Here is a 24,130-nt window from a genome sequence, read left to right on the forward strand (position 1 = left end):
TCTATGAATAAAGAGAAAGGCGGTGAAATTATGTCTAATTATTATATTAAAACCCGCAGCTATGAGGTGTTTGCAAGCAAAGCAATGAAAAATATCTTAGACCGCAATTGCGACTACCGCAGATATTGTTGGAATCAAGCTTTGGCTTTATGGAATGATTTGTATTCAGCGCATCAAATCTATGACAAGATCTGCTATACTACTTTCACTCCTAAAAAGAATAAGAGAAGCAACAAGCTAAAGATCATCCAAAAAGATGTTCATTTAAATCCTAGTCCTAATTGGCGCTTAGTTCGTGACAGGCTGGTTGAAGAAAAAGAAGATTGGCAGTTTGCCTATTCTGCTCACTTGCTTCAACTAACAGTACAAGACTTGGGCAAAGCTTGGAAGAGCTTTTTCGATAAAGCTCAGCCTGATTGGGGCAAGCCTCACTTTAAATCTAAACGTGCCCCCAGACAAGGCTTTAAGAGCGATCAGGCCAAGCTGATTGATGGCCGGCTGTTCTTGGAAAAGCCACAAGGCTTAAAGAAAGATTGGGAGCCGCTTATTCTGTCAGAAAAGCCAATGAATTATCCTACTGGAGTCATGAGCTTTTATCGTGAAAATGGACGTTATTTTGTGTCTATCCCATATAAGATTCCAAAGCAAAAAATAGATAGGAAAGCTGATACCGGAAAGGCAACAGGAGTTGATCTTAATGTGGGTCATTTCAACTATCTTGGCGGAAATAAAAGCATCCTGCCTAAAAAACTTGAGCAAACTTATGAAAAAATAAAGCATTATCAAAGACTGTTAGCTAGAAAACGTGAAGTCAATGGAAAAGAACAGGCAATGCAAAGCAAAAAGTACTTGAAGACGAAAACCAAGCTTCAAGCGGCTTATCAGCGTGCTTCAAATATCCAAAATGACTTAATGCAAAAATTTACCACTATGCTGGTTGATAATTATGATTCGATTGTCATTGAAGACTTAGATGTCAAAAAGATGATGATGAGCCATGTTGCCTCAAAAGGAATGCACAGATCAATGTTTGGCAAGTTTAGGCAGGTTTTATCTTATAAATGTGAATGGTATGGCAAGAAACTAATCGTAGCCAATAAACTGTATCCTTCAACTCAAAGGTGTGCAGTTTGCGGATTAGTCAAAAAAGGCGATGAAAAGGTCACCCTTTATGGCAATAAAAAGCACGGCACTAAGCATAACGAATTTATTTGTTATAATCCAGCATGTTCAAACTATAACAAAAAAGTTGATCGTGACGAAAACGCCATGCTCAACTTAACAATTTTGATAAAACATCCCGAATTAAATAGAGCATTATAAATAAAGATTATGGGCGAGGCTACGTCCGATAAAGAAGCCAAAAGAGTTGGTCAATGCGATTACTCCCAAGTTGGAATATCGGAAAACCGATGAAGACGTTGGTAAGAAGAATAAAATGCACGAAAGTCCAAAATGTATTCAAATCTAAATCAAGGAATACATTTGCATATATTTTTCATAGCAGGGAATTATTATGGCTAATAGTAAATCGAGCGGAGGTTTGAATGCGTTTGTTAACAAACACATTATGCCTGTAGCCGCTAAAATAGGCAGTTTTAAACCTTTAATTGCTGTTCGTGACGGTATCGCCATGGCTATGCCGTTAATTATTGTAGGATCATTATTCATGATCATTAATTCATTTCCAGTTGCCGGTTGGTCTGATTGGCTATCAAAAACGGCTGTTCATGGTATAAGCCTGGCACAGATTTTAGCCAAGATTACTAATGGCTCCTTTGGGATCATGGGCTTAATTGCAGCTTTTGGAATTGCTTGGAGTTATGCTAATCAATATAAGACAGATGGTGTTTCTGCCGTAATTGTTTCTGCATCTGTATTCTTCATTTTGACGCCAAGTATTATGAGTGGAGATAAAGTTCCAGTTGAAGGCTTCCCTTACACTTACTTAGGTAGTAGAGGATTATTTGTAGCTATTATCTTTGGTCTCCTAAGTGCATGGATTTTCCAATGGTTTATTAATCATAATATCCAAATTAAAATGCCAGCTACTGTGCCACCTGCTGTAGCTAAGAGCTTTTCAGCTTTAATTCCAGGTGCCGCTGTAATTGCTATTGCTGGCTGTGTTTACTGGCTTTTTGCTTGGACTGGATGGGGCAATATTCACGATGTAATCATGAATATTTTGGCTAAGCCACTAGGTGCATTAGGCGATACCTTAATTGGTACATTAGTTTCAATTATTTTATTGAGCTTGTTCTGGTTCGTTGGTATTCATGGTGGTAACGTAGTTAATACTGCTATGCAACCAATCTGGTTGATGCAAACCGATGCTAACCGTGTATTGAATCAAGCAGGTAACTTAGATTTAGCTCATGGTGGTCATATCGTTACGCAACCATTCATCGATAACTTTGTTTACATGGGTGGTGGAGGTGCCACTATTGGGTTAGTGCTCTGCATTGGATATTTAGTATGGCGCAAGCGCGCAAGTAAACAAAATAAAGTTTTAGCACCACTGACCATCGTACCTGGCTTGTTCAATATTAATGAACCAACTATGTTTGGTCTGCCAGTTGTAATGAACTTGTTGTTAATTATTCCATTTATGATTGCGCCAATGGTAAATGCGATTACCACTTATTTTGCAATGAACCTAGGCTTAGTTCCATTATGTAATGGGACTGTAATTCCTTGGACAATGCCGCCAATTATTTCAGGTTTTTTGGCAACAGGCAGTATTGCGGGCTCAATTTTGCAAGTAATCAATATTATCTTAGACATTTTGATTTACCTGCCATTTATTGCGGCACTTAATAAACGTCAACTTATAGAAGAGGATAAGGCAGAATAATGGAATAAATTAATAAAAAATTTGTGAGAATTAAAAAAGAAAGAGGAAACTCTTTCTTTTTTCGTTTTGCAAAAGTGTTTCAATATATTAAATGCGAACAAGCTTTTGCACATAGCAAATAAAAATTAAAAATCGCGTTAAATGGCGATCTGATGCGGTTTTGTATCATCTGAATAAATTTACATAAATATTACAATTGTTACAATTTTGTCATACTTTGCAATAGTTTCTTAATCTGCAGGTGATATTCCTGTTATAGTTCTGCAATTTAAGCAAGGTAGTATATGCTGTGTCAATTGAATGGGACGGACGAATAAGGTGAAAATTCGTTACTTATGACTTTTAAAATTTTAAGGAGAGAATTTTTTTGAAAATTAAATCTATCTTAGTTAAGTCAATTGCAGTAACTGCTTTATCAGTTACAGGTTTAGTAGCAGCTAATAACAACACTAATACTGCTCAAGCTGCTATTGTAGAAAACGATACAGATGTTGTAACAGTTAAGAACGTTTCAGACAACGCAATCACTGTTTACAACAGCTACAAGAAGCCAGAGGCTACTGGCCAAACTTTGGCAAGCAACACCTCATGGAAAGTAATTAAGACTGCTTACGATGCCAAAGGTCACAAGTGGTATGACTTAGGCAAGAACCAATGGGTTCGTGCTAAGTATGTAACTCGCGGCTACCACACTCAAGCTGCTGTGACCCAAGCTCCAGTACAACACCAAACTCAAACTGAAAATACTAATTCTGCAGCAACTACTACTGTAGCAAATAACACCAACACTCAAACTACTACTTCAACTGTAAGTGGTTCAGAAGCTAGTGCTAAGGAATGGATTGCCGGTAGAGAATCTGGTGGCTCATACGGTGCTTCAAATGGTCAATACGTTGGTAAATACCAACTTTCAGCTTCATACTTGAATGGTGACTATTCAGCAGCTAACCAAGAGCGAGTAGCTGATAACTATGTCAAAGGTCGTTATGGCTCATGGACTGCTGCTAAGGCATTCTGGCAAGCAAACGGCTGGTACTAAAAATAAACCTCTTTTCAAAACTAAATAAGATCAAACTAACTTAAAGGAGGCATGCTGTCAAAATGATAGTGTGTCTCTTTTTGATTTTTTTAATTAAATAGATACGATATAATTTAAATAACAAATATTAATAATCAAAACATACAGAAAGTGGAACAGCTATGAAGCAAAAATTAATTGTGACTTTGTTGACTAGTGTTTGCCTGATGGGGACGGCTAGTGTAATACACGAAACGACACCACAAACGGTTCAAGCAGCAGTTAAGGGAAAAGTTCAGGTTAAAGGAACTAAGAAAGTTAGACTTTATACAAATAAGGGCAAGAAGTCTAAGTATTATGCTGTAGCTAAAAGAGAGTATTCTTATTCTGCTAAAAAGTATTTAAAGCTGGGCAAGAAAAAATATTTGGCTTATAAGATTGGAAATAACTCTCAATGGTTATTAGCTAAAAATGCCAAACTCGTTAAAAAGACTGCTGCAACGCAGAATTATGTAACAGCTACAATGAAGATGCCGAGCGGCTATACGAAAGCTAGTTTATTGCAAGCATATAAGGGGAAGCCAAGTGCTAGTTTTATTCAGGCTTGCATGAAAGGAATGGAGCAAAACAACTTTTCACGTGTTAGCTCAGGTGAAAGCAAAGCCGATCAAAAGATGATTAATCCTGCTGATCTTTCCGCTAGTGAGCAAAAAGAACTGGCAGAATTCTCTTTGCGCCTAATTAATAGTGCTCGTAGTCAATTAGGTTTGAAGCCGTGGGTTTATAGTTCTGGAGTAGAGTCCTTAGCTAATTCAATTGCGCAAGAATACGAGCAAAATGGCAAGAGTATCAAAGATGGCGATCACTATGTTGCCGGAATTGTACGGGCTTGCAAAAAACATGGCTTAGAATTAAACGATAATTATGTCGAAGATATGGCTGGTTTTTCTACTAATAAGAAGATTATGTCTATGGCTGAAATGAAGCGGAATATTTACTTTGGCTTGAAGCAAATGATCTTTGGCTTTGCAGGAGCTGGGGAAAATCAGCGTAATGATAAGAGCCTTTACCGCGAATGGGAGCATGCCGGTGATTTATTTAATACACAGGGCTCACGTCATGATGGGGACTACAATTATTATGGCTTTAGCATTTCCAAGACTGGCAATATTTACTCAATGCACTTCATTAGTGTGCCAAGTTTTGTTGTAAATTCGAGTGAATACAATAAGAACTTCAAAATTTAACGAAAAAAATATGAAAGCACGCACGACGCGTGCTTTTTTGATAAGATAAAGGAAAAACGATTTAGCGAGGAAAATATGACAAAAACTTTATATTTAGTCCGCCATGGACAAACTTATTTTAACTATTACCATAAAGTTCAGGGACGTTGTGATTCACCATTGAATGAAAGAGGCATCCGCCAGGTTGAAATGGCCCGCGATTATTTTAAAAAGCAGGGTATTCATTTTGACAAAGCTTTTTCATCAACCCAAGAGCGTGCTTGCGATACTTTGGAAATTATTACTGATCATCAAATGCCTTATACGCGTTTAAAAGACCTGCGAGAAAAATGTTATGGCATTTTTGAAGGTCGTGATGAGTTCTTATTGCCTTGGAATTATAATAATACTAACGTAGACCCAACTATGGAAAAAGACGAAGACGTTGTTGCTAGAATGCACCGTGCGGTAGTCGAGATTTTAAGCGGCTTAGAGGATGGTCAAACTGCTTTAGTTGTAGGACATGGTGATATTTTAGCTAAGTTTGTGCGCGATGCTACCGAGAATAAGAACTTTGGCGGTTTTGGCAATGCTTCAATCGTGAAGCTAACAGTTGATGGTAAAAAGATCCATTTTGATTCATACGTGTGGCCAGCAGAGGGTTTAAAGTAAGACGAAATGGCAATTAATTTATATTTAGTCAGACATGGTCAAACTTGGTTTAATAAAGGACACCGCATGCAGGGAAGCTGTGATTCAGCGCTAACACCATTAGGCATTAAGCAGGCGGAAGCCGTGCGGGATTATTTTCAAGATCAGGGAATTAATTTTGCTAGAGCATATTGCTCACCCCAAGAAAGGGCAAGTGATACTTTAGAGATTATTGCTGGGCCTGAGATGGAGTATGTTAGATTAAAGGAATTAAAAGAGAAAAGCTATGGCGCTTTTGAGGCACGCAATGTGCTACTTTGGCCGCTGCATCGTTTGGGCAAATTTCGCGTGGAAGATAATCATGAGGTAGTTGAGCGAATGGAGCGCGGGATTAACTTGATCATGCGGGATGCGCAGGATGGCGATAATATTTTGGTTGTCGGTCATGGCGATAGTTTGTCGCAGTATATTAATGAAAAAGCTAATCACCGTGAATTTCTGGGTTTGCCCAATTGCTCATTTGTGCAGTTAACTAGCAATGAAGGAAATGCTTTGGAATACGTTCGCACTGAATGGCCAGCCAAAGGTGCCAAAATTGATCAAATAACTGGTGAATAGGGGCTTTTATTTTTCTGCATTAGTTTATAATGATAGGTGTGGAAAGATTATAGTACGAGGCAAGAAAAATGGATGAAACACCAATTTTTAGAATTACTAAATTAAATATCAAGGAAAACGATCGCGGTGAATATATCCGTGAAGTTGAAAATAACATGCACAACTCAATTCCATCTGAAGAAGGAACTTTGTTAATTGGAAGCGCACATGACGATGCTCATGGTGAAGACAATTACGAAATCGAATTGTTCCGGAATAGCTTGGCAGAAGATTTGCACATTGCAGCAGATCATGCCGACAATTTTGCGGAAACTATTAACAAGATTTCCACTGACAAGGAAATTATTGAATTGAAGCCTGAGGTAATTACTACCAAGGCTCATGATGCTTTGAATGACCATGCCGACAACTTTGTTATGCGCTTGGTTAAGGTTGAAGTTAAGCCTGAAGACGCAGAAAAGTTTGCACATGAAGTTAAGAAAGAAATGACCACCAGCATGGCTGCTGAACCAGGCATGGAAATTATGATGTCTGGAGTCAATAAGAAGAACGAAAACGAATGGTACTTCGTTGAAGTTTACTTTGATGACAAGGCTTATGACGCTCATATCAAGTCACCACAATATGTTGAATACATTGAAAATACTGATGGAATGGTGGCTAGAAGAGATGTTAAGGATCTTGTACGTGATACTTTAGCAACTCAAGGTGCAATCGTATTAGATTAAGTTATAGAAGGGATGCCGCGAGAGCGGTATTTTTTTATAGGTGAAAAATGGGTCAGACAATTGTATTTGCTCATAGAGGACTGCCGGTGAAATTTGCGGAGAATTCTTTGCAAGGATTTAAATATGCGGTAGAGCATGGCGCAGAAGGCGTGGAATTTGATGTGCATTTAACTAAAGACAAGGTGCCAGTAGTAATGCATGATGAAAAAATTGACCGCACAACTAATGGCACGGGTTACATTAAGGACTATACCTTAAGTGAAATCAGGCGATTTCGTTTAGCTAACGGTGAACCGGTACCGATGTTAAGTGAATTATTTGAAATTCTTCAGGGACAGGATTTGTATGTTAACTTGGAATTTAAGACTAACAAGATTCATGATGAGGGGATTGAAGCCATCGTTTTAGCGTTAGCACAAGAATACCATTTTGTGCATCCCATTATTTTCTCTTCCTTCAATTATCAAACCTTAAAAAATTGCCAGCGAATTGATACCCACCAACAATATTGCTTTTTAACCAAATGGCCGGTGCCGTTTCCTGAACAGTTTGCGGCTAAGAATCATTTTGCAGCGATCCATCCGCATTGGTATTTACCTAGCAAAGTTACGCAAAGAATTTGGACAGTAGATAAAGTAAGCATAGCAAAAAGGTACTTTAAACTTGGTGTAGCTGGAATTTTTACCAACGACTTTGAATTAATGAATAAGGTTAAGAAGTCACAAAAGTTATAATCGTAAACATAATGGGCATGATTATTATAATCGTAATAATAATGTTTACGATTATAATGTAAAAAAACAAATTAATTTTATAATTCATAAAAGAAAGATTCAGTATCCTTCGAGCAAATGTAGGTATTTTAAAAAAAACAAAACTTTTTTGAATTTTTTCTTGCTATTTTTTCTTCATTCCCCTATACTAATATCTGTTGGGTGATCGAGAGGTCATTCAAATAGAACCAATCAAGTAAAAGGTTTGAAGATTGGGTTATAGCCAAGTGGTAAGGCAATGGTTTTTGGTACCATCATGCGCTGGTTCGAATCCAGCTAACCCAATAGGTGAGATCAAGCGGTGAGCTTGATCTTTTTTGTATTTAAAATTGAAAATGCTTTGACAAGAAACGAATAAGTGCTTATATTTAAGCTAACTTTGATTTTGCTCTTATTTACATTATGAGGTGACTAGTATGGTTGACTTAACAAAGCATATGAAAAAGGGATTAGTTGAACAAAAGCCAGGCCAGATTTTAGCTTTTGCTGCTTATACCAGTAAGATACCAAATATTGTCAAGTTTACGGTGGGTGAGCCAGATTTTAATACGCCTGAGCATATTAAAAAAGCTGCCCAAGAAAGCATCGCTAACAATCATTCCCACTATGCACCGTCTAATGGTACACCGGGATTGCGTCAAGCTGCAGCAAAGTTTTTAGCGGAAAAATATGATCAAAAATATGCTGCTGATGAAATTTTGATTACGAACGGGGTTACGGAATCTATATATGATTTTTTAACTGCAGTCATTAATCCGGGCGATGTAGTTTTAGTACCAACGCCGATTTTCCCACTGTACATTGGGGATGCACAATCGATGGGAGCTGAAGTGGTACAGCTTGATACTTCAGCTGATGATTTCAAATTAACGCCGCAAAAATTGCAGGCAGCATTGGACAAGTATGGTGATCGCGTTAAGGCGCTTGTCATGAATTATCCTACCAATCCAACAGGTGTGATGTATTCACAAGATGAACTTGATGCCTTAGCAGATGTTGTTCGAGATAAGCCGGTTTTTGTTCTTTGTGATGAAATTTATAGTGAGCTTAATTATGATCAGCCACATGCTTCGATGGAAAAGACTTTACATGATCAAGTTGTTTTAATGAATGGCGTGTCAAAAGCTTGGGCAATGACTGGCTATAGAATCGGTGTGGTAGCTGCGCCTAAGCCGATTTTGGATCAACTGGCTAAGATTCACCAAGCAATCACAACGACGGAACCAACGCCAATGCAGGATGCAGCTGAAGAAGCACTAGGCAATGGAATGAACGATGCACAGCCGATGAAGAAAGAATTCCAAAAGCGGCGTGATGTGCTTTATGAAGGATTAACCAAGTTAGGCTTTGAATGCGTTAAGCCTAAAGGTGCCTTCTACATTTTTGCCAAAATTCCAGCAGGCTTGGAACAAGATGATACCAAGTTTATTTATGACCTGGCTGAAAAGGGGCATGTTGCTGTAATTGCGGGCTCATTTTTTGCTAAAGGTGGAGCAGGATATATTCGTTTGTCTTACGCAACGTCGATGGATCAGATCAAAGAAGGCTTGAAACGACTAGAAAAATATGTCGCAGAAAATAAGCAATAAGTGCAAATAAAAGGGACCGATGTTATGTATCGATCCCTTTTGAAATCCAACTAATTATTCCTCGTTATCAAATGGATAAGTCATGCCCCAGGCAGTTCTAATGCTGGTTAAAATGTGAGCGATCATCCGCGATTTTTCCAATTCGCCTTCGTCATGGCCTTGTTCAATATACTTTTGAAAATCAGTGACTTCATATTCAAGCGCCTGATCAGCATCCCCGGCAGTAACCTTATCATAGCTTTCCTCATGAGCACTATGGGTGTAAGTAATATCAGCTTCAGTGCCGCGAGGATATTGATTGATTTCGAAATAACCTTTGGTGCCCGAAACCAGTCCGCGCTTAGGTTGCTTGGCCCGCATCGATAATGACATCACTGCCATTTGGCCTTTCGAATTTTTTAAAATAATGCCGCTTTCTTCGTCAACACCAGTTTCAAAGAATTTTACCGTGGTATTGATACTTTCAGGATATTCATCCATGAAACTAATGGCAAAAGCAGTTGCGTAGCCGCCGATATCCAGCAATGCACCACCAGCGAGATCTTTATTAAAGAAACGATTTTGCGGGTCATAGTCCTTCAGTGAACCAAAATTAATTTGGATCATTTTAATATCGCCAAATTTGCCGGTCTTAATCATATCTTGCATCTTTTGGTAGATTGGCATGTGATAAAGGGTAAAGCCTTCCATTAAGATTAGTTGTTTCTCTTTGGCTAATTGAGCCACTTCATCAAATTGCCGCGCATTGACAGTAATTGCCTTTTCGCAAAAGACGTGCTTGCCAGCATTGAGGGCCTTTTTGATGTAGTCGTAGTGGAAAGTGTGTGGGGTAGCAATATAGATGATATCAATGCTAGGATCCTTAATCATTTCATCAGGATTAGTGAAAGCATGCTGTACATGTTTTTCTTGGACAAAGGCACGGAGTGCTTCTTCATTTGGATTTGCGGCAGCATAAATTTCGCCGTTGACTTTGTTCAAAGCATCAGCCATATCATGTGCAATCCAGCCAGTACCAATAATTCCCCAATTAAATTTTTTCATGATTATTACCTCTCTTGAGTTCAATAATTTTTCCATCTTTTTCAGTAATTAATGAAGTAGCTAAGTCTTCAAATAGCGAAGAGCTGACTACGCCATTTTGTAAACAAATTTGGTGATTAAGTTCAGAAATATTGTGCCAATCTTCGTTAAATACATCAATTAAGTAGTTGCCCAAAGGCGTACGAGTGAAAATTGCTACTGATTTATCTTGGCGAATCTTGCTAGTCAAATGCAAATTGCTTAAATACTTCTGCACTTGATTAACACATGGTGGTGACACTTCAAGACAAAGCGGAATCTTCGGATTCAAAACAGGTTGTATCCTTTCACTAGGCAAGAGGAGGATAAACTGCTTGGCAATTTGGGCTGCTTGCTTTTCAAAAAGATGAATTCCACCTAAACTTTTTAAAACGTTAAAATTCTTATCGATACTGTCGCAGCCGTCGAAGGCTATATCGATCTTGGTTGCGGCAGTAGAAGGAAGGAGTTCTAATCCGAGTTCTTTGCACTTAAAGCAAGTAAGTTCGGATGGAGAATATAATGTGATGTTCAAGTTATGCTGCGCAATAGCTTGAGCTAGTTTAAATACAGTGCTTCCGCCACCAAGAGAAATAGTCATTTTCGACTTGATTTTACTTAAAGCGAGGTCACTTATCGAATTAATTTTCATTTTATTTTCTCCTGTGAAAATTATTTACAAATACATACTACCTTGGTAAATGATTTTCGTCAATCAAAATATAAATTTATTTTCTTTAAAAATAAAATTGTGAAAATTAATTACATTGATGATATAATTTTGGCACAGAAAAGGTGAGAATAATGACTAAAATTATCGATACAATCTATAGTAAATTAGCGACAATGTCAGCCAATGATCAAAAGATTGCTCAAGTGATCTTAAAACAGCCCGAACAGGTGGTAAATTATACAATTTCAAAATTAGCAACTGAAGCTGAGGTGAGTGATGCTTCGGTGACGCGCTTTTGTCATAATTTGAATTTAACGGGGTTTCACGATTTGAAAATTCAATTAGCCCAGAATGCGACTGAAAGTGTTTCACTTCAAAATATGTCACGTGATGATGCTAGTGCTAACTTGGAATTAATTGAAAAAAATAAAGTCGCAGAGATTAAGGCGACTTTGGAGAATGTGACTGAAGCCAAATTAGATCGGGTATTGCGGCTTTTGACTGAAAGCAGAATTGTGCAGGTTAGTGCAGAAGGTGATACTTATCCAGTGGCTGCTGATGCAGTGTATAAATTTAATCAGATTGGCTTGTTAGCGATTGATTCGGGCGGTACGATTGAAACGGCGATTGCACAGACAATGAACCTGAGTAAAAAGGATTGCTTGTTGGTGATTTCGAATTCAGGTGAAGCAGCGGGAATCATTAAGCAAATTAAGGTAGCCAAACAAAAAGGGATGCCGGTGATTGCGATCACCAATCGCGATGATTCACCGATTGCGCTATTAGCTGATGTGCATTTAAAGACAGCAGTGCGGCAGACGGTGATGCAATCGCAGTATTATTTCTCACGCGTGGCAAGTATGACAATGATTGAGGCATTATATTTGTTACTTATTGCGGGGGATGCAGGGCGAGTTGAGCATATTAAAGAACATGAAGCAATTATTTCTAATCAAAAAATCTAAGAGCTTTAATTTTTTTAGCGAACAAGTGTTAAAATTACCTTTTCTTAACACACATAAGTTCTGTCATAAATCAATAACTTGTTTAAAACTTCACAAAAATGTAATGTTTTGAATCTTAATTGTAAAAGTCCGGTAACTACAGTTTAACAAATAAAGGGTAGGGTATTACTGGTGATTTTAGGAGGTATTCTTAAAATCACACACACGAGTCGATCCTGTTTTTAGTAATCGGGTTCGTAACATGCTATAATTATTTCACAAGCAGAAGAAGATATAACTTACTGCTTAGGATGAATTTCTGTTTCAGAAAGGAAAGGCCACATAATTATGAGAAAGAATACAAGAATTGTAAGTATGGCTGCTGCCGCTTTGTTGGCAGTTGCTCCTGTAGCAGCTTCAGCTGTTCCAGTTAACGCTGCTATTAGTTTAGGTACAGTAACTAACACTACTGGTACTACAAGTACTACTACAGCAACAACAGCAAAGCCAACAGATAGATCATACTTTACATATGGCAATCAAGTAATTGATGCTGCAAGTACTACCGATAAAACAGCTAATGTTGTACCAACTACTATTTCTATTAAGGCTAAAGATACTGTAGCTAGTGTTACTAAGGCAATTAATGATTTAGGATTAGTTTTCTTTAGTACGAATAATGCCAGTGGAGAAAAAGTTAACCTTAAAGATAGTGAAGTTGCTGCTATTCTTAAGAATGCAGGTGTAACTCTTGATAAAGATAACAAGAATATTACTGCGGTACCAACTAGTGATTTCAATCTTACTTTAACTGGTACAGGTTCTACTTCTACGCAAACAGCTACTGTTCAAATCCCAGTTGTAGTTTCAGGTTCAAGTTCAACTACAGATACTACTCAAAATCCAGTGATCAATTGGTCATTGAATGGTCAAAGCAAGGGGAGTGTTAATGGTCAAATATTCCAAGTAGCTGTTGGTTCACAATTTAATCCAACTAATTTTGTAAATAGTAATGGTGAGCCAGTTATTATTTCAGCTGTACAAAACAGCAATAATAATACAGCTGCTTCACTAGAAGCAACTTCAAATCCTGTTAATACTTCAGAAGCAGGACGTTACTATAATGTAACTTTAACTGCTACTGGTTTAACTGGTAAGAAGACTACTGCAACATACACTGTTTTAATTACTTCAAGCCACAAACAAGCTCTATATGCTAATGGCGCAAGCTCAATCGCAACTTACCACATTTATGGCATTAATGTAAGACCAGCTTCAACTACTTTCAAAGATGGTGACACTGTTTACGTTGCTGATCAAACTAGAACCCTTAACAATGTATCATACTCACAAGTTTCAACTAAGTCTAAGTCAGATGCTAACTCAAGCAACATTTGGGTTAAGACTTCATCACTTGTTAAGCCAGCTGGTGACACTAACACCAAGACTTTGCCAGTAATGGTTGATTCAAGAGCTTATGACAAGAACGGTAACTACTTAGGTCACATGTACTACGCTTACAACGACATTGAAATCGTTCCAACTGTTGTAACTATCAACGGTAAGACTTACTACAAGGTGGCTAACAAGGACGAATACGTTCGTGTAACCAACATTACTGGTAACCAACGTACTTTGAAGCACAATGCCTACATTTATTGGTCATCATACCGTCGTACTCCAGGTACTGGTAAGATGTACAGAGGTCAAACTGTAACTACTTACGGTGGTCAAATGAGATTTAAGAACGGTAAGAAGTACTACAGAATTGAAGGCTGCAGAAACAACAACAAGCGTTACATCAAGGCTGTAAACTTCTATTAAAAAGTAGAATAATTTAACTGAAAGAGTCGATGCATTTGCATCGGCTTTTTTCGTGTCTAAATTTTTAAATTTCTGAAAAAAATTTGCACTTTTTTGCGTAATAAATAGTGGAGGGTAATTTTCCTACTTAAGAAAAAGAAAAGAGGTAAAATATGAGGAGAAGAATTAATCGATATCCTCGAATTACTAACGACTTGGTATTCGGTCATGTTATGAGCAATAAAAAGAATTGTCTGGAACTGCTACGTCGGATGTTTCCTGAATTAAAATTGACAAAAGTTAATGTCATTACCCAGTATGACGGCAATATTGGACTAGAATCCAAAAACATTCGTTTAGATATCTGGGCACAAGATGATCAAAGTCGAGTGTATGATATTGAGATGCAAACAACACGTAAAAATGATCTAGAAAAACGGATGATGTACTACGCAGGGATATCAGCCTGCAGAAGGATATCGACTACTACGTGAATAGCGGAAAATGGGTCGAAGACATGAATAAGCTAGAATATGAGATGAATGAAGTTGCTAAAAGAGCTGCAGAAAAAGCGATTAAAGAAGCTAAAATAGTAGATGCAAAAAAGTTTATTGGCTATGCCAAAAATCATGGTACTAATTTAGAAAATACAATCCAGGAAACAATGGATATGTATGATGAAGTTCTTAATCGTAATGAAATCACTAAATTAGTGAACGAAATCTATCAGCAGAATTAGCTAAACTAAGATAATTTTGGAAAATTTCCCTCTAGAGTACTACTATCAGTAGTGCTCTTTTTTATATAAAAAATATATTGCTGCTTCGCACTAATCAAAAGCAAATTAATTGAAATATCTTATTAAAAGATAAATAATGTAACCAGTTACAATAACTGCTATTACTTAAAAACGACAATTATTGCTGCATTATTAGGAGGTCAGGCTATGTCAAAAAAGAAAATCATTATTGTAGGTGCATCCCACGGCGGCCAAGAGGCAGCTTATGAAATTTTAGATCGTTATGATGATGTAGACGTTACGATTTATGAAGCAGGCGACTTCGTTTCCTTTATGTCTTGCGGAATGAAGCTATTCCTTGAAGGAAAAACTACAGGCCAAGACAACGTTAGAAACTTTACTCCTGAAGATCTAGCTGAACGGGGTGGTAAAGTTGTTAATAACACAGCAGTAACAGCTCTTGATCCAGCTAAAAAGACGGTTACTGTCAAAAACGTAAAAGATGGTACAACCAAAGAAGTTAGTTATGATAAGCTAATTATTTCTTCAGGTGTTAACCCCGCAAGTTTGCCTCTTCCTGGAGCAGACCTGAAAAATATTATGTTGATGAGAGGCTATGATTGCGCTACAGAGATCAATGCAGCTGCTCAAGATGAAGCTATTAAAAATGTTGCAGTTATTGGTGCTGGTAACGGAATTGCAGCTGCCGAGGTTTTCGCTAAAGCAGGCAAGAATGTTACTTTAATTGACGGTGGGCAAAAACCACTAGAAAATTATTTGAATGATACTTATACTAGCTTATTTGAAAAAGAATTGACTGATCATGGTGTTAACCTGGCTATGAACACTAAAGTTACTGGCTTTGTTGGCAATGGAAAGGTCAATGCAGTTCAGACTGATAAGGGTGATATTACTGCTGATTGTGTCATTATTACAGTTGGTATTAAGCCAAATACTGATTGGTTGAAAAACACGATCGATCTTTATGACAATGGCTACATTAAGGTAGACAATTACTTTAGAACCAATGTAAAGGATGTCTATGCAATTGGGGATGCAATCTTCCCATTTAGCATTCCAGCTAACAGAAGAGTACCGATGCCATCTGCCATTGCTGCACGGCATGAGGCTCAATATGTTGTTGAGCACTTATTTGAAGACAAGCCAGAACGTGTCTTTAAGGGCTTAGTTGGTGCACAATTGCTTGAAGCCTTTGATTTACATGCAGTAACAACAGGACTCAGTGAAAAGAATGCCAAGCGAGCAGGAATTAATGCAAAAGAAACAGTCTTAAAGAGTTATCTTCGTCCAGACTATATTCCTGAAAAAGATAATCCTACTTGCTATATTGCTGTTGTTTATAATGAAGACAGCCACCAAATCTTAGGCGGTAGCGTACTTTCATCATATGACATTAGTGGCCAAGCCAATGTTTTGAGCTTAGCTATTAGAAATAAGTTGACACTGGAAGATTTAGCAGAAGCAGATTTCTTCTTTTCACCAACTTATGACAAGCAATGGAGTCTGGTAAATCAAGTAGCACAAAAGGCATTAGGCTTAAAATTAACTGTTTAGATATAAATCAATTTTTAAATTTTGAGAAGAGGTCGTCATGGCTTCTTCTTTTTTTTGAAAAAAGTTTCAAAAAAGTCTTGCATTTGATTTGGATTTTCGTTATTATAATTAAGTCAGCTAACGGAGGAGTAGCGAAGTGGCTAAACGCGGCGGTCTGTAAAACCGCTCTCTCTGAGTTCGGCGGTTCGAATCCACCCTCCTCCATTGTTGAACGACAAGTAAAAAGTTCAGCTGGTATTGGGTTATAGCCAAGTGGTAAGGCAATGGTTTTTGGTACCATCATGCGCTGGTTCGAATCCAGCTAACCCAATAGTTCTAAAAGAACACCCAACCCGAATTAAAAAAGCGCTAATGTATCTAAGTGGTGTGAACACTTGATATAATGCGCTTTTTTGTTTTTCTAAATTAAATGAAATTGCTGGAAAATGAATTAAAAGAGCAATATTAGAAGTGATATCTTGAAAATTTAACCGCAAAAATGGATAAAAAGTGAATTGGTCTAGGAGCAATATTTAGACCCGAGAATTATTGGAGATGAAACAGCAAAAAACATTAATATATAGGGCTATACAGTGAATTCACTAACCTAAATAGTTAGGAACAATATTTTTAACGTGTAAGTGGGTTAATCTTAAATATTTAACCATGGTATAATTAAGTCAATATCATTGTTCATGTTAACCAGCGTTTTGGGACGTTGGTTTTCTTTTTGAGTAAAATATAACTAAAAGGTATTGAATTAAGGCAAGGATGAATATTAATTATGATTAAGCACAACAAGGGAGTAAGGGACTTCTTTAAAAATGATTATCCTAAATTATATTTGTTGTCTGGTAGCCAGATACCCACCGATATTAATTTAGATGATAAAAGCCGTATTGGCTATTATTGGAATGTTCTAGCTATAACATGGTTAACTATCAATAGACTTGAAGACACGCCACAGCATCCCTATAGAACGATTATTGTAGAACATTGTATTAACCATGTAACTATAAAAGACATAGTAAATACGTATAAACACAGTGGATTTTGGGGATCGAATAGGAAAAATGAAGCATTAAAAAAGTTTGCTGAAATATTTAAGCAAGAACAGATTAAGAATAAGGTCTATCCGCTGTTAGAATTTGAGTAAAAAATAAGCACCAGTAATTAGGTTTACTAGTGCTTTTAGTATGCTGTCAGATTGATTTTAAGAGGGGCTAGAGCGGTTTTATTAGCGGTTTAGTATGACTATACTTAATAGCGCAAAAACGGTTCAGTCTTGCAATTTAATAGACAAGGTTAAAAGCCACGCCACACAAGGGATGCAATGGTTTTATTTAATCTGAAAAAAGCCCCGAAACCTGAACTTTTCTGCACCTGATTGTTTCATAATGTTTCATTAAAAAGCCCATGAAATTACGTTTTTTTTACGGTTTAAGCATGACACATTAAGTTAGGATTGGTCAGGTTTTGTCAGGTCGTAAAAGCCTGAATTTTGCCCAATTTTGCCCAATAAATACGGCTAAATAAAAAGCCCCTAAAATCTGCCTTTTTCTGCAATAGAATCAGTTCAGCAAAAAACCCGTAAATGTTAGATTTTGTTAACCGTGATTGTGATAATATCAACGATTAGCCACCGTTTTGGATGCAACATTTAAGGGCGAAAACCTGAATAAACCTGAATATTTCCACAGTTGGTATTTATTAAATCTGTTCCAGTACGTGCAGCTCAAATATTTGTACTACATACCTAGTATTAAAAAAAGTCCCATATTAGGAAAAATGCGGAAATAATCTGACTCAAAAGCCAAGATCTTAACAATTTCTCCCAATCAAAAAGCCCCTAAATGTCTACTTTTGTCTACCCTAAATTGTGCGAATTCGCCATCAATTAAAATTGCCCTAACCATTGATATGACTTAATTTACATGAGGTTTTCTAAGTAAGTAAAAAGCCCCCAAAACGGTCATTTTAAGGGTAGAGAATTATATTAGTATTTATTTGTATAAGTAGAGCTAAGGTCCCAAATTGGGACTGGTTGAGTAAATCCGCTCTTGTTCAAAACAATAATGTAGTAGTTTGTAGTATTTATTTTAGTCAGTTCCATAAATAAATTTTAATCAATTTAATTTTGAAAAGCCCCTAAATGCGTCAGACGCATTTAAAAGATCAACGATGTCAATTCCATCTTTAGCTAGTCACCGTCTTCTTACTATCATGATAACAAAATAGGCGCATCCCTGAAACGGGACACACCATATTATTAATAAACTATAGCTGTTCTAGTAACTTTGTCATTGATAACCGTATAACGGTAACCTTTCATTTCATCGTTGATTGTCTCCACAATTAGCCGACCAGTGAGGGGATGCAACTTAAATCTAGCCACGAATCTAGGTGAATTTAGTTCGTCTAGATAATCGTTGGTTTGGGCTATAGTGGCTAGCCGTGTAAGGTCACTTGCCACTTTACTAGCCAATTCATAACCGTAACGTTTTTCAATTCCTTTGATAAACTTCATAGAGTTAAACTCTGAAGCATTAATTTTTTTGTAAGGCATTAATAAAATTCCTCCATTATACCACCGCTATTGGCGTAACGGTGGTTTATTTTGGCGGGTTGGTTAGTTCAAATACATTGTTAAAAATAGGACACCATGGGACACCTTATAGGACGGGGCTTAATCTTACAGCCACAAGGGATTAGGGCACATAAGACGACAAGACACCACTTTTCTAACTTTCCCCTGTATCTCCTTTATACGTTCCACGTTGTTTCACGCCATATTATTTATATACTTTTTATATAAAATAGGTGTCTTATTGCCTTGTAAAGTGATGTAAACGCTGGTATATCAACGTTTATTAACAAGACACTTTATATAAAAAAGCCGTCTTATACCATCTCTTAGTGTCTCTTTCTAAAACCTCTTACTTGTTTACCTTTGTAATATCCGCGTTTGCTACCATCATAATTAAAAACGTTGGTCATTAAATTGCGAATTTTACCATCTTTGTATTGATTAAGTAACAACATAAGTGGTTTAGTAGGGATGAAATCAGCGTTATTAAAATCATTTTCTAAAACATCAAATAATTCATCTTCTGCACTGTCAACATATTCAAATTTTTTACGGTGGTCTGCTAACATTTTTTCTTGATTAGGTGAAAGTAAAAACGGGTCTTTAGCTTGTTTGTAAAGCCATACCGCTTCGCCCCATAACTGTTCAACATATTTAGGGGTTAAATCAGTAACAGGATTCTTTTTTTGTTTGCTTTTATGAGACATTAACGGTAAAAAGCGCCTAGTACCTGTTTTGTCTTTTAAATAGGTTCTATTATTGGTAGTTCTAGCAAAGATAAATTTTTTAGTAAATTGTTTTGGGTGTTTAGCATATGGAGGGCGATATTTAAAATTATTATCAGTTAAAAAACGTTTCATTTCTTCGAATGAACTTTTACTAGAGGCGGTCATTTCATCATCATTAATAATGAACATACCTATTAAGTTGCTTAAATCGTCCTTATCAGTAAATGAATTAAATTGGTCTGTATATAAACCGTATGGAGCTAAATTTTGAAGTATTGATGTTTTACCTACACCTTGACTACCAACTAAATCTAATGACTGATCTACTTTAGTTAAGGGATGATAAACTTTAGCCACGCCGCCCATAAACCATAGCCTTGTAATTAAAATAGATGCGTCGCTTTTGGTTACGCCTAAGAAATCAGGGAAAAAGTCGTCTAGCCTACGTTTTTTATCATAATTCTTATAAGCTTCATTCATATAATCAAGCATGGGATTAAAGGCGTGGCGATGAGACACTACATTTATAGCACTCTCAATTCTTGCTTTATTAAAAATGGTATTATCATAAACAGCTTTATTTTCAATATAATTAGCAATTTCATCATCATAAGTATCAATAAAAGCGCCTTTTTTAATATGAAGTAAAGGTATATCCTTAGTAATTTCGTTTTCTTCAGAAAATTCATTATATTGAAATGCGCCTTTGAATATTGGGTCATTATCTAAAATAGCCACAACATTTTTAATACTGTCTTTCTTAATATTGCCAGTAGAATTTAGGTTAAAAACAGAACGCAATAGAGTATATTTTTTAGCCCGTCTTTCATTATCTTTTCTTACACTTTCTACCGATTTTTCAGGCAAAGAAAATGGTAAATCTTCACTATGTTTCTTAAACTCTTTATCAATCTTTACCATGTTTTTTGCTTGCTTTAGCGGTTTATTTTTCTTACTATTAGTCATAAGGAAAAATCATCCTTTCTAAATATTTATGATTATTCATATAGATTAATTACCTCATTTCTATTTTTTAGGTTAAATACCTAAAATTAACTCACTTGCACGCTGTAATAATATTTCTTGTTAGTCCTTAACTACGCCCATGGTTACGGGCTTTTTATTTTGCCTTTGTGAGGGCATCTCATGGGATTTTAGCCAGTTAGTTATAGATTGCTTGCCATAGAGTTTGCGCCCGTCTATGACAGCGACAGGCATCCCTAAAGAAGCCCAATATGTAATAGTCGATTCAGCCACGCCAAAATACTTAGCAATTTCTTTGCGGTTCAAGTATGGTTTGCTGGTGGTAGTGGCTTGCTTAATTGCATCTTTGACCACATCAAATACATAAGTTTTAATCTCGGTTTCTTGTGATTCATCTAATTTAAATTCCATTTTTGATGTCCTCCATTGCACAGGTGGTTAGAATGTCCCACGTTTCAATAAATTTACGATAGGTAGCAAAACCTAATTTTCCTTTAGTCCAAACGTTAAATCCTTTGTCGTGTGGCAATTTAACGACTAGAGCAAACGCATCATTTAACACATGCTTTCTATCATCTAAATAAAAATTGCTTTCTGGTTTTAATTCAGCGTTAGCTTTATAGCCTAGAACACCATAATCTAACGACTTATCTTTATTAATCATTAATGCTTTCATGTTTAACATTCCTCTGGTTCATAATCATCAAAATCATATCTACCGTTCTTAAGGTCTTGAATGGTCTCTGTTAAATCTGACCGCCAAACCTCTATAAATCGTTCTTCAATTTGATTAGAGCCGTACTCTACAATAGTTCCATCAACAAACGCACAGTAAAGCGTATTATCGTGATACCAGCGTTCAACTACGCCAGTACCATAGGGGCTATAGTTATTCATTGTTTACCACCTCCTTTGTGGGATGCGCCTGTACCGTGTGAGCTTGCATAAACTCATCGATAGCGGTTTTACTAATTCGTTTTGAGTTGCCAGCGATAACCACAGGTAAACCTAATTTAATGTAGTAATTAAGTGTTTTATGTGATTTAACACCTAGATACTTCATAGCTTCTTTAAATGAAAAATATTCTGTCATAGCGTTTCTCCTTTTCCTACATTTGTTTACAAGTAATATAATATTCTACATTTGTAGGAAAGTAAAGAAAATAATAAACTTTTGTAGGAATATTTGCTATTATGTAATAAAGAGGTGAAAAACAATGACACAGAATAGAATTAAAGAATTGCGTAAAAAGGTTGGATTAAGTCAAGCACAACTAGCTAATGAAATTGGAATAAGTAATCAAATAATTAGCTTTTATGAAAATAATAAGCGTGAACCAAAAATAGAAACGTGGCAAGCATTAGCAAACTTCTTTGATGTAACAGTTCCATATTTACAAGGAATTGATGACAAACCGAATACAGGTTATTCAAAGGATTACATCTATAAACAGTTAGATGATGCTTACAAAGAAGATTATCTATTGACGTTTGAACTTGAACCACCGTTCACAAGTCCTTTCATATCTGCTAGGGATGAAATTAAAAATTATTGTGAGCAAAATAAAATCAGCATCCCTAAAGATACTGACTTAGATTTTTGGAAAACTAATTTCAATTTTATTTTTAAAGATAAATCAGTTAAACGACTGTTAACCACTAAAGATAGATATAGCGATGATGATATAAAAGAAATAATCATTAATGCTATTTACTGGTATGGTTTAAGCCCAGAAACTAAGCGAGCATTAAATTTAATGAAACACAATTCTTAATGCTGACATCGCAATTCTAAATACTTCCGAAGTATTTTAAATTCTAAGTTCAGTAGATAAACTTAAAGAATGGGGTACCGTTTCGTTACTGAATAAACAGGTCGTTCCGAACGACCTTAAATATTCCTAAATGCTCCAGACGCATTAAGAAACCGTGGTCATTCAATTAAACTAATGCTGACATCGCAATTCTAAGACCAAGTTCATTCTGATTGACTGATAATTAACAATCTTGCATCCCACACGCCACACAATCACACATGTTAAATACTTAAGATTAGCCCACTTGCACGCTTTATTAAACTAATCGAGGTAAGAACAACATGAATAATGATATTAAGGAATATACAACACCAAGTGGCAAGAAACGTTATATGTTTTCAATCTATGTTTGTAAGGATGATTCAACAGGGCAATCAATCCAAATTAGAAAACGGGGCTACAAGAGCTTACAAGATGCACAAAAAGCATATTTGAATTATCAGCAAGACATTTTGAATGGTGAATATAATCCGAATGTTAACGCTCATATTAAGTTAAATAAGCTTATTGATGATTGGTTACCAGTCTATGAACCAACGGTGAAAGAAAGCACCTACGCAACCACATTGCGGATTATTGATAATCACATTAGAAAAGAGCTTGGTAGTTACTACCTTGATAAATTGAATGTAAGGCTATGCGATAAAGCCGTTAAGAAATGGTTCAAGAACTCACCTAAAGTATTTAAGCGCTATGCAATGTACACATCTAAGATTCTTGATTATGCGATTAGCCTAGAACTGATTAAAACTAATCCAATGAAAAAAGTAATTTTACCCAAACCTAAAAAGGATAAGAAAGAATTTGATGCTTTTTACAGTAAGCAAGAATTAGAAGATTTTTTATTTTGGGCTAAAGATTACTCATTTAAAGCATATGCGGTGTTTAGGCTGCTTGCATATAGTGGCATGCGTATTGGTGAATTAATAGCTTTACGGTGGAGCGATGTAGATTTATCAAAAGACACAATCACCATCGAGCGGACTTATTCAAAGGGGCTAAACAATAGACGTTTCATTACTACACCTAAGACTGTTAACGGTTTTCGTACAATTCATGTAGAGCATCAAACATTAAAGGTGTTAACAGAATGGAGAAAACAACAAACAGGGAACTTGATTAGATTAGGTGAAAATGTCTTTAATGCTGACCAATTGGTTTTTAGCAATCTAAATAATGAACCGCTTGAAAGTTATACAGTGGAAAAATGGAATAAGGCTATATGTAATAAGCACCATTTGAGACATATCAAACTACACGGCTTTAGACATACCCACGCTTCATTGTGTTTTGAAGCTGGTTTAGCTATTGGAGATGTTAAAAACCGTTTGGGACATGCTTCAATAAGAACAACTATGGATGTTTACACCCATGTTACTAAGACAAAAGAGAAAGAAAGTGCCGATAAATTTAGTAGATTCATGGAGATGTAAGAACAATATTACTTTATTAGGAGCAATATTTTAATTTCAAGAGCAATATTTTTCTAGTGTGTTGGCATGCTAGGAGCAATATTCGGAGCAACATTTTAAATAAGGTTAGCTAAACACTTGATATAATGCGCTTTTCGAGGGATGCAATATGATTACACCCAACCCGAAAAAAGAAACGTCCTATGTGACGTTTCTTTTTTTGCCATTTTTGTATACGTATTGATTATAGCTATTATACGGAAAAAGTATTTGAAATTTCTTCCGTATTAGATATACTTGTAAAATGTAAGTATTAAACAAAAAGTAAGTAAAGGGTGAGAAGATTGAGACGTAAAAAATGGATTTTTTC

The 24,130-nt window shown here is 36.3% G+C and carries 25 protein-coding genes and 3 tRNA genes; 20 read left to right on the forward strand and 8 right to left on the reverse strand.

Features of this window, described 5'->3' with window-relative positions; genetic code table 11:
- Positions 1-3 precede the first annotated feature (3 nt).
- The 10 genes from CP352_RS00185 (at position 4) to CP352_RS00230 (ending at position 9,457) form a co-directional block, all read left to right on the forward strand.
- The gene (locus CP352_RS00185) at positions 4-1,323 is read left to right on the forward strand and encodes an RNA-guided endonuclease TnpB family protein (protein ID WP_089143388.1); all 1,320 of its coding nucleotides are present in this window, start codon (positions 4-6) and stop codon (positions 1,321-1,323) included.
- A 193-nt stretch (positions 1,324-1,516) separates the two neighbouring features.
- Positions 1,517-2,854: a PTS sugar transporter subunit IIC gene (locus tag CP352_RS00190; protein ID WP_089143387.1), complete on the forward strand. Its 1,338-nt coding sequence runs from the start codon at positions 1,517-1,519 to the stop codon at positions 2,852-2,854.
- A 367-nt stretch (positions 2,855-3,221) separates the two neighbouring features.
- A complete protein-coding gene (locus tag CP352_RS00195; protein ID WP_065989411.1) occupies positions 3,222-3,893 on the forward strand; it encodes an SLAP domain-containing protein in 672 nt (223 codons plus the stop codon).
- A 161-nt stretch (positions 3,894-4,054) separates the two neighbouring features.
- Complete coding sequence (locus CP352_RS00200) at positions 4,055-5,119, forward strand: SEC10/PgrA surface exclusion domain-containing protein (protein WP_089143386.1); 1,065 nt, start codon at positions 4,055-4,057, stop codon at positions 5,117-5,119.
- Positions 5,120-5,194: 75 nt separating this feature from the next.
- Positions 5,195-5,770, forward strand: coding sequence for a histidine phosphatase family protein (locus CP352_RS00205; protein ID WP_089143385.1), 576 nt, complete (start codon positions 5,195-5,197; stop codon positions 5,768-5,770).
- 6 nt (positions 5,771-5,776) lie between these two features.
- Entirely contained in the window at positions 5,777-6,367 is a 591-nt protein-coding gene (locus tag CP352_RS00210; protein WP_081307105.1) for a histidine phosphatase family protein, read from the forward strand.
- Between the two features lie 68 nt (positions 6,368-6,435).
- Positions 6,436-7,095, forward strand: a complete 660-nt coding sequence (locus tag CP352_RS00215) for a putative quinol monooxygenase (protein WP_089143384.1) — start codon at positions 6,436-6,438, stop codon at positions 7,093-7,095.
- 47 nt (positions 7,096-7,142) lie between these two features.
- Positions 7,143-7,829: a glycerophosphodiester phosphodiesterase family protein gene (locus tag CP352_RS00220; protein ID WP_089143383.1), complete on the forward strand. Its 687-nt coding sequence runs from the start codon at positions 7,143-7,145 to the stop codon at positions 7,827-7,829.
- Positions 7,830-8,081: 252 nt separating this feature from the next.
- A tRNA-Gln gene (locus tag CP352_RS00225) sits at positions 8,082-8,153 on the forward strand.
- Positions 8,154-8,284: 131 nt separating this feature from the next.
- A complete protein-coding gene (locus CP352_RS00230) occupies positions 8,285-9,457 on the forward strand; it encodes an aminotransferase class I/II-fold pyridoxal phosphate-dependent enzyme (RefSeq protein ID WP_089143502.1) in 1,173 nt (390 codons plus the stop codon).
- A gap of 54 nt (positions 9,458-9,511) precedes the next feature.
- Here CP352_RS00230 and CP352_RS00235 read toward each other — a convergent pair whose 3' ends face one another.
- Both CP352_RS00235 and CP352_RS00240 read right to left on the reverse strand, forming a co-directional pair.
- Entirely contained in the window at positions 9,512-10,501 is a 990-nt protein-coding gene (locus tag CP352_RS00235) for a Gfo/Idh/MocA family protein (RefSeq protein ID WP_089143503.1), read from the reverse strand.
- Complete coding sequence (locus tag CP352_RS00240; protein ID WP_089143504.1) at positions 10,488-11,171, reverse strand: ribose-5-phosphate isomerase A; 684 nt, start codon at positions 11,169-11,171, stop codon at positions 10,488-10,490. The genes CP352_RS00235 and CP352_RS00240 overlap by 14 nt, the downstream gene beginning before the upstream one ends.
- Positions 11,172-11,323: 152 nt before the next feature.
- Here CP352_RS00240 and CP352_RS00245 point away from each other — a divergent pair, with 152 nt between their 5' ends.
- From CP352_RS00245 to CP352_RS00280, 8 genes are all read left to right on the forward strand, one after another.
- Positions 11,324-12,157, forward strand: a complete 834-nt coding sequence (locus tag CP352_RS00245) for a MurR/RpiR family transcriptional regulator (protein ID WP_098034846.1) — start codon at positions 11,324-11,326, stop codon at positions 12,155-12,157.
- 327 nt (positions 12,158-12,484) lie between these two features.
- A complete protein-coding gene (locus CP352_RS00250; protein WP_005727191.1) occupies positions 12,485-13,960 on the forward strand; it encodes an SLAP domain-containing protein in 1,476 nt (491 codons plus the stop codon).
- 152 nt (positions 13,961-14,112) lie between these two features.
- Complete coding sequence (locus CP352_RS00255; RefSeq protein WP_005724328.1) at positions 14,113-14,433, forward strand: Rpn family recombination-promoting nuclease/putative transposase; 321 nt, start codon at positions 14,113-14,115, stop codon at positions 14,431-14,433.
- Complete coding sequence (locus tag CP352_RS00260; RefSeq protein WP_005720911.1) at positions 14,430-14,678, forward strand: hypothetical protein; 249 nt, start codon at positions 14,430-14,432, stop codon at positions 14,676-14,678. The genes CP352_RS00255 and CP352_RS00260 overlap by 4 nt, the downstream gene beginning before the upstream one ends.
- Positions 14,679-14,885: 207 nt before the next feature.
- Positions 14,886-16,253 carry an FAD-dependent oxidoreductase gene (locus tag CP352_RS00265; RefSeq protein ID WP_005720912.1) on the forward strand — a complete coding sequence of 456 codons (1,368 nt, stop codon included), beginning with the start codon at positions 14,886-14,888 and terminating at the stop codon, positions 16,251-16,253.
- Positions 16,254-16,375: 122 nt separating this feature from the next.
- A tRNA-Tyr gene (locus CP352_RS00270) sits at positions 16,376-16,457 on the forward strand.
- 34 nt (positions 16,458-16,491) lie between these two features.
- Positions 16,492-16,563 (forward strand) — tRNA-Gln (locus tag CP352_RS00275).
- A gap of 453 nt (positions 16,564-17,016) precedes the next feature.
- Positions 17,017-17,388, forward strand: coding sequence for a hypothetical protein (locus tag CP352_RS00280; RefSeq protein ID WP_089150532.1), 372 nt, complete (start codon positions 17,017-17,019; stop codon positions 17,386-17,388).
- Between the two features lie 1,113 nt (positions 17,389-18,501).
- On the opposite strand, the gene CP352_RS00285 is transcribed toward CP352_RS00280, so the two are convergent.
- From CP352_RS00285 to CP352_RS00310, 6 genes are all read right to left on the reverse strand, one after another.
- A complete protein-coding gene (locus CP352_RS00285; RefSeq protein WP_089145233.1) occupies positions 18,502-18,798 on the reverse strand; it encodes a hypothetical protein in 297 nt (98 codons plus the stop codon).
- A 347-nt stretch (positions 18,799-19,145) separates the two neighbouring features.
- Positions 19,146-20,513, reverse strand: coding sequence for a VapE domain-containing protein (locus CP352_RS00290; RefSeq protein ID WP_089150533.1), 1,368 nt, complete (start codon positions 20,511-20,513; stop codon positions 19,146-19,148).
- A 120-nt stretch (positions 20,514-20,633) separates the two neighbouring features.
- Positions 20,634-20,942 (reverse strand): DNA-binding protein, encoded by a 309-nt coding sequence (locus tag CP352_RS00295; protein WP_179210797.1) that lies wholly within the window; start codon positions 20,940-20,942, stop codon positions 20,634-20,636.
- Positions 20,932-21,207: a hypothetical protein gene (locus tag CP352_RS00300; protein ID WP_089150534.1), complete on the reverse strand. Its 276-nt coding sequence runs from the start codon at positions 21,205-21,207 to the stop codon at positions 20,932-20,934. The genes CP352_RS00295 and CP352_RS00300 overlap by 11 nt, the downstream gene beginning before the upstream one ends.
- 2 nt (positions 21,208-21,209) lie before the next feature.
- Entirely contained in the window at positions 21,210-21,428 is a 219-nt protein-coding gene (locus CP352_RS00305; protein WP_089150535.1) for a hypothetical protein, read from the reverse strand.
- Complete coding sequence (locus CP352_RS00310) at positions 21,421-21,624, reverse strand: helix-turn-helix domain-containing protein (protein ID WP_089150536.1); 204 nt, start codon at positions 21,622-21,624, stop codon at positions 21,421-21,423. The genes CP352_RS00305 and CP352_RS00310 overlap by 8 nt, the downstream gene beginning before the upstream one ends.
- Positions 21,625-21,748: 124 nt before the next feature.
- On the opposite strand from CP352_RS00310, the gene CP352_RS00315 reads away from it, so the two are divergent.
- Complete coding sequence (locus CP352_RS00315; protein ID WP_089150537.1) at positions 21,749-22,306, forward strand: helix-turn-helix domain-containing protein; 558 nt, start codon at positions 21,749-21,751, stop codon at positions 22,304-22,306.
- Positions 22,307-22,629: 323 nt separating this feature from the next.
- Entirely contained in the window at positions 22,630-23,781 is a 1,152-nt protein-coding gene (locus CP352_RS00320) for a tyrosine-type recombinase/integrase (RefSeq protein ID WP_089150538.1), read from the forward strand.
- The last annotated feature ends 349 nt before the right edge of the window (positions 23,782-24,130 follow it).

This window comes from Lactobacillus sp. UMNPBX1, assembly GCF_002554085.1.
Taxonomy (GTDB): Bacteria; Bacillota; Bacilli; order Lactobacillales; family Lactobacillaceae; genus Lactobacillus; species Lactobacillus crispatus.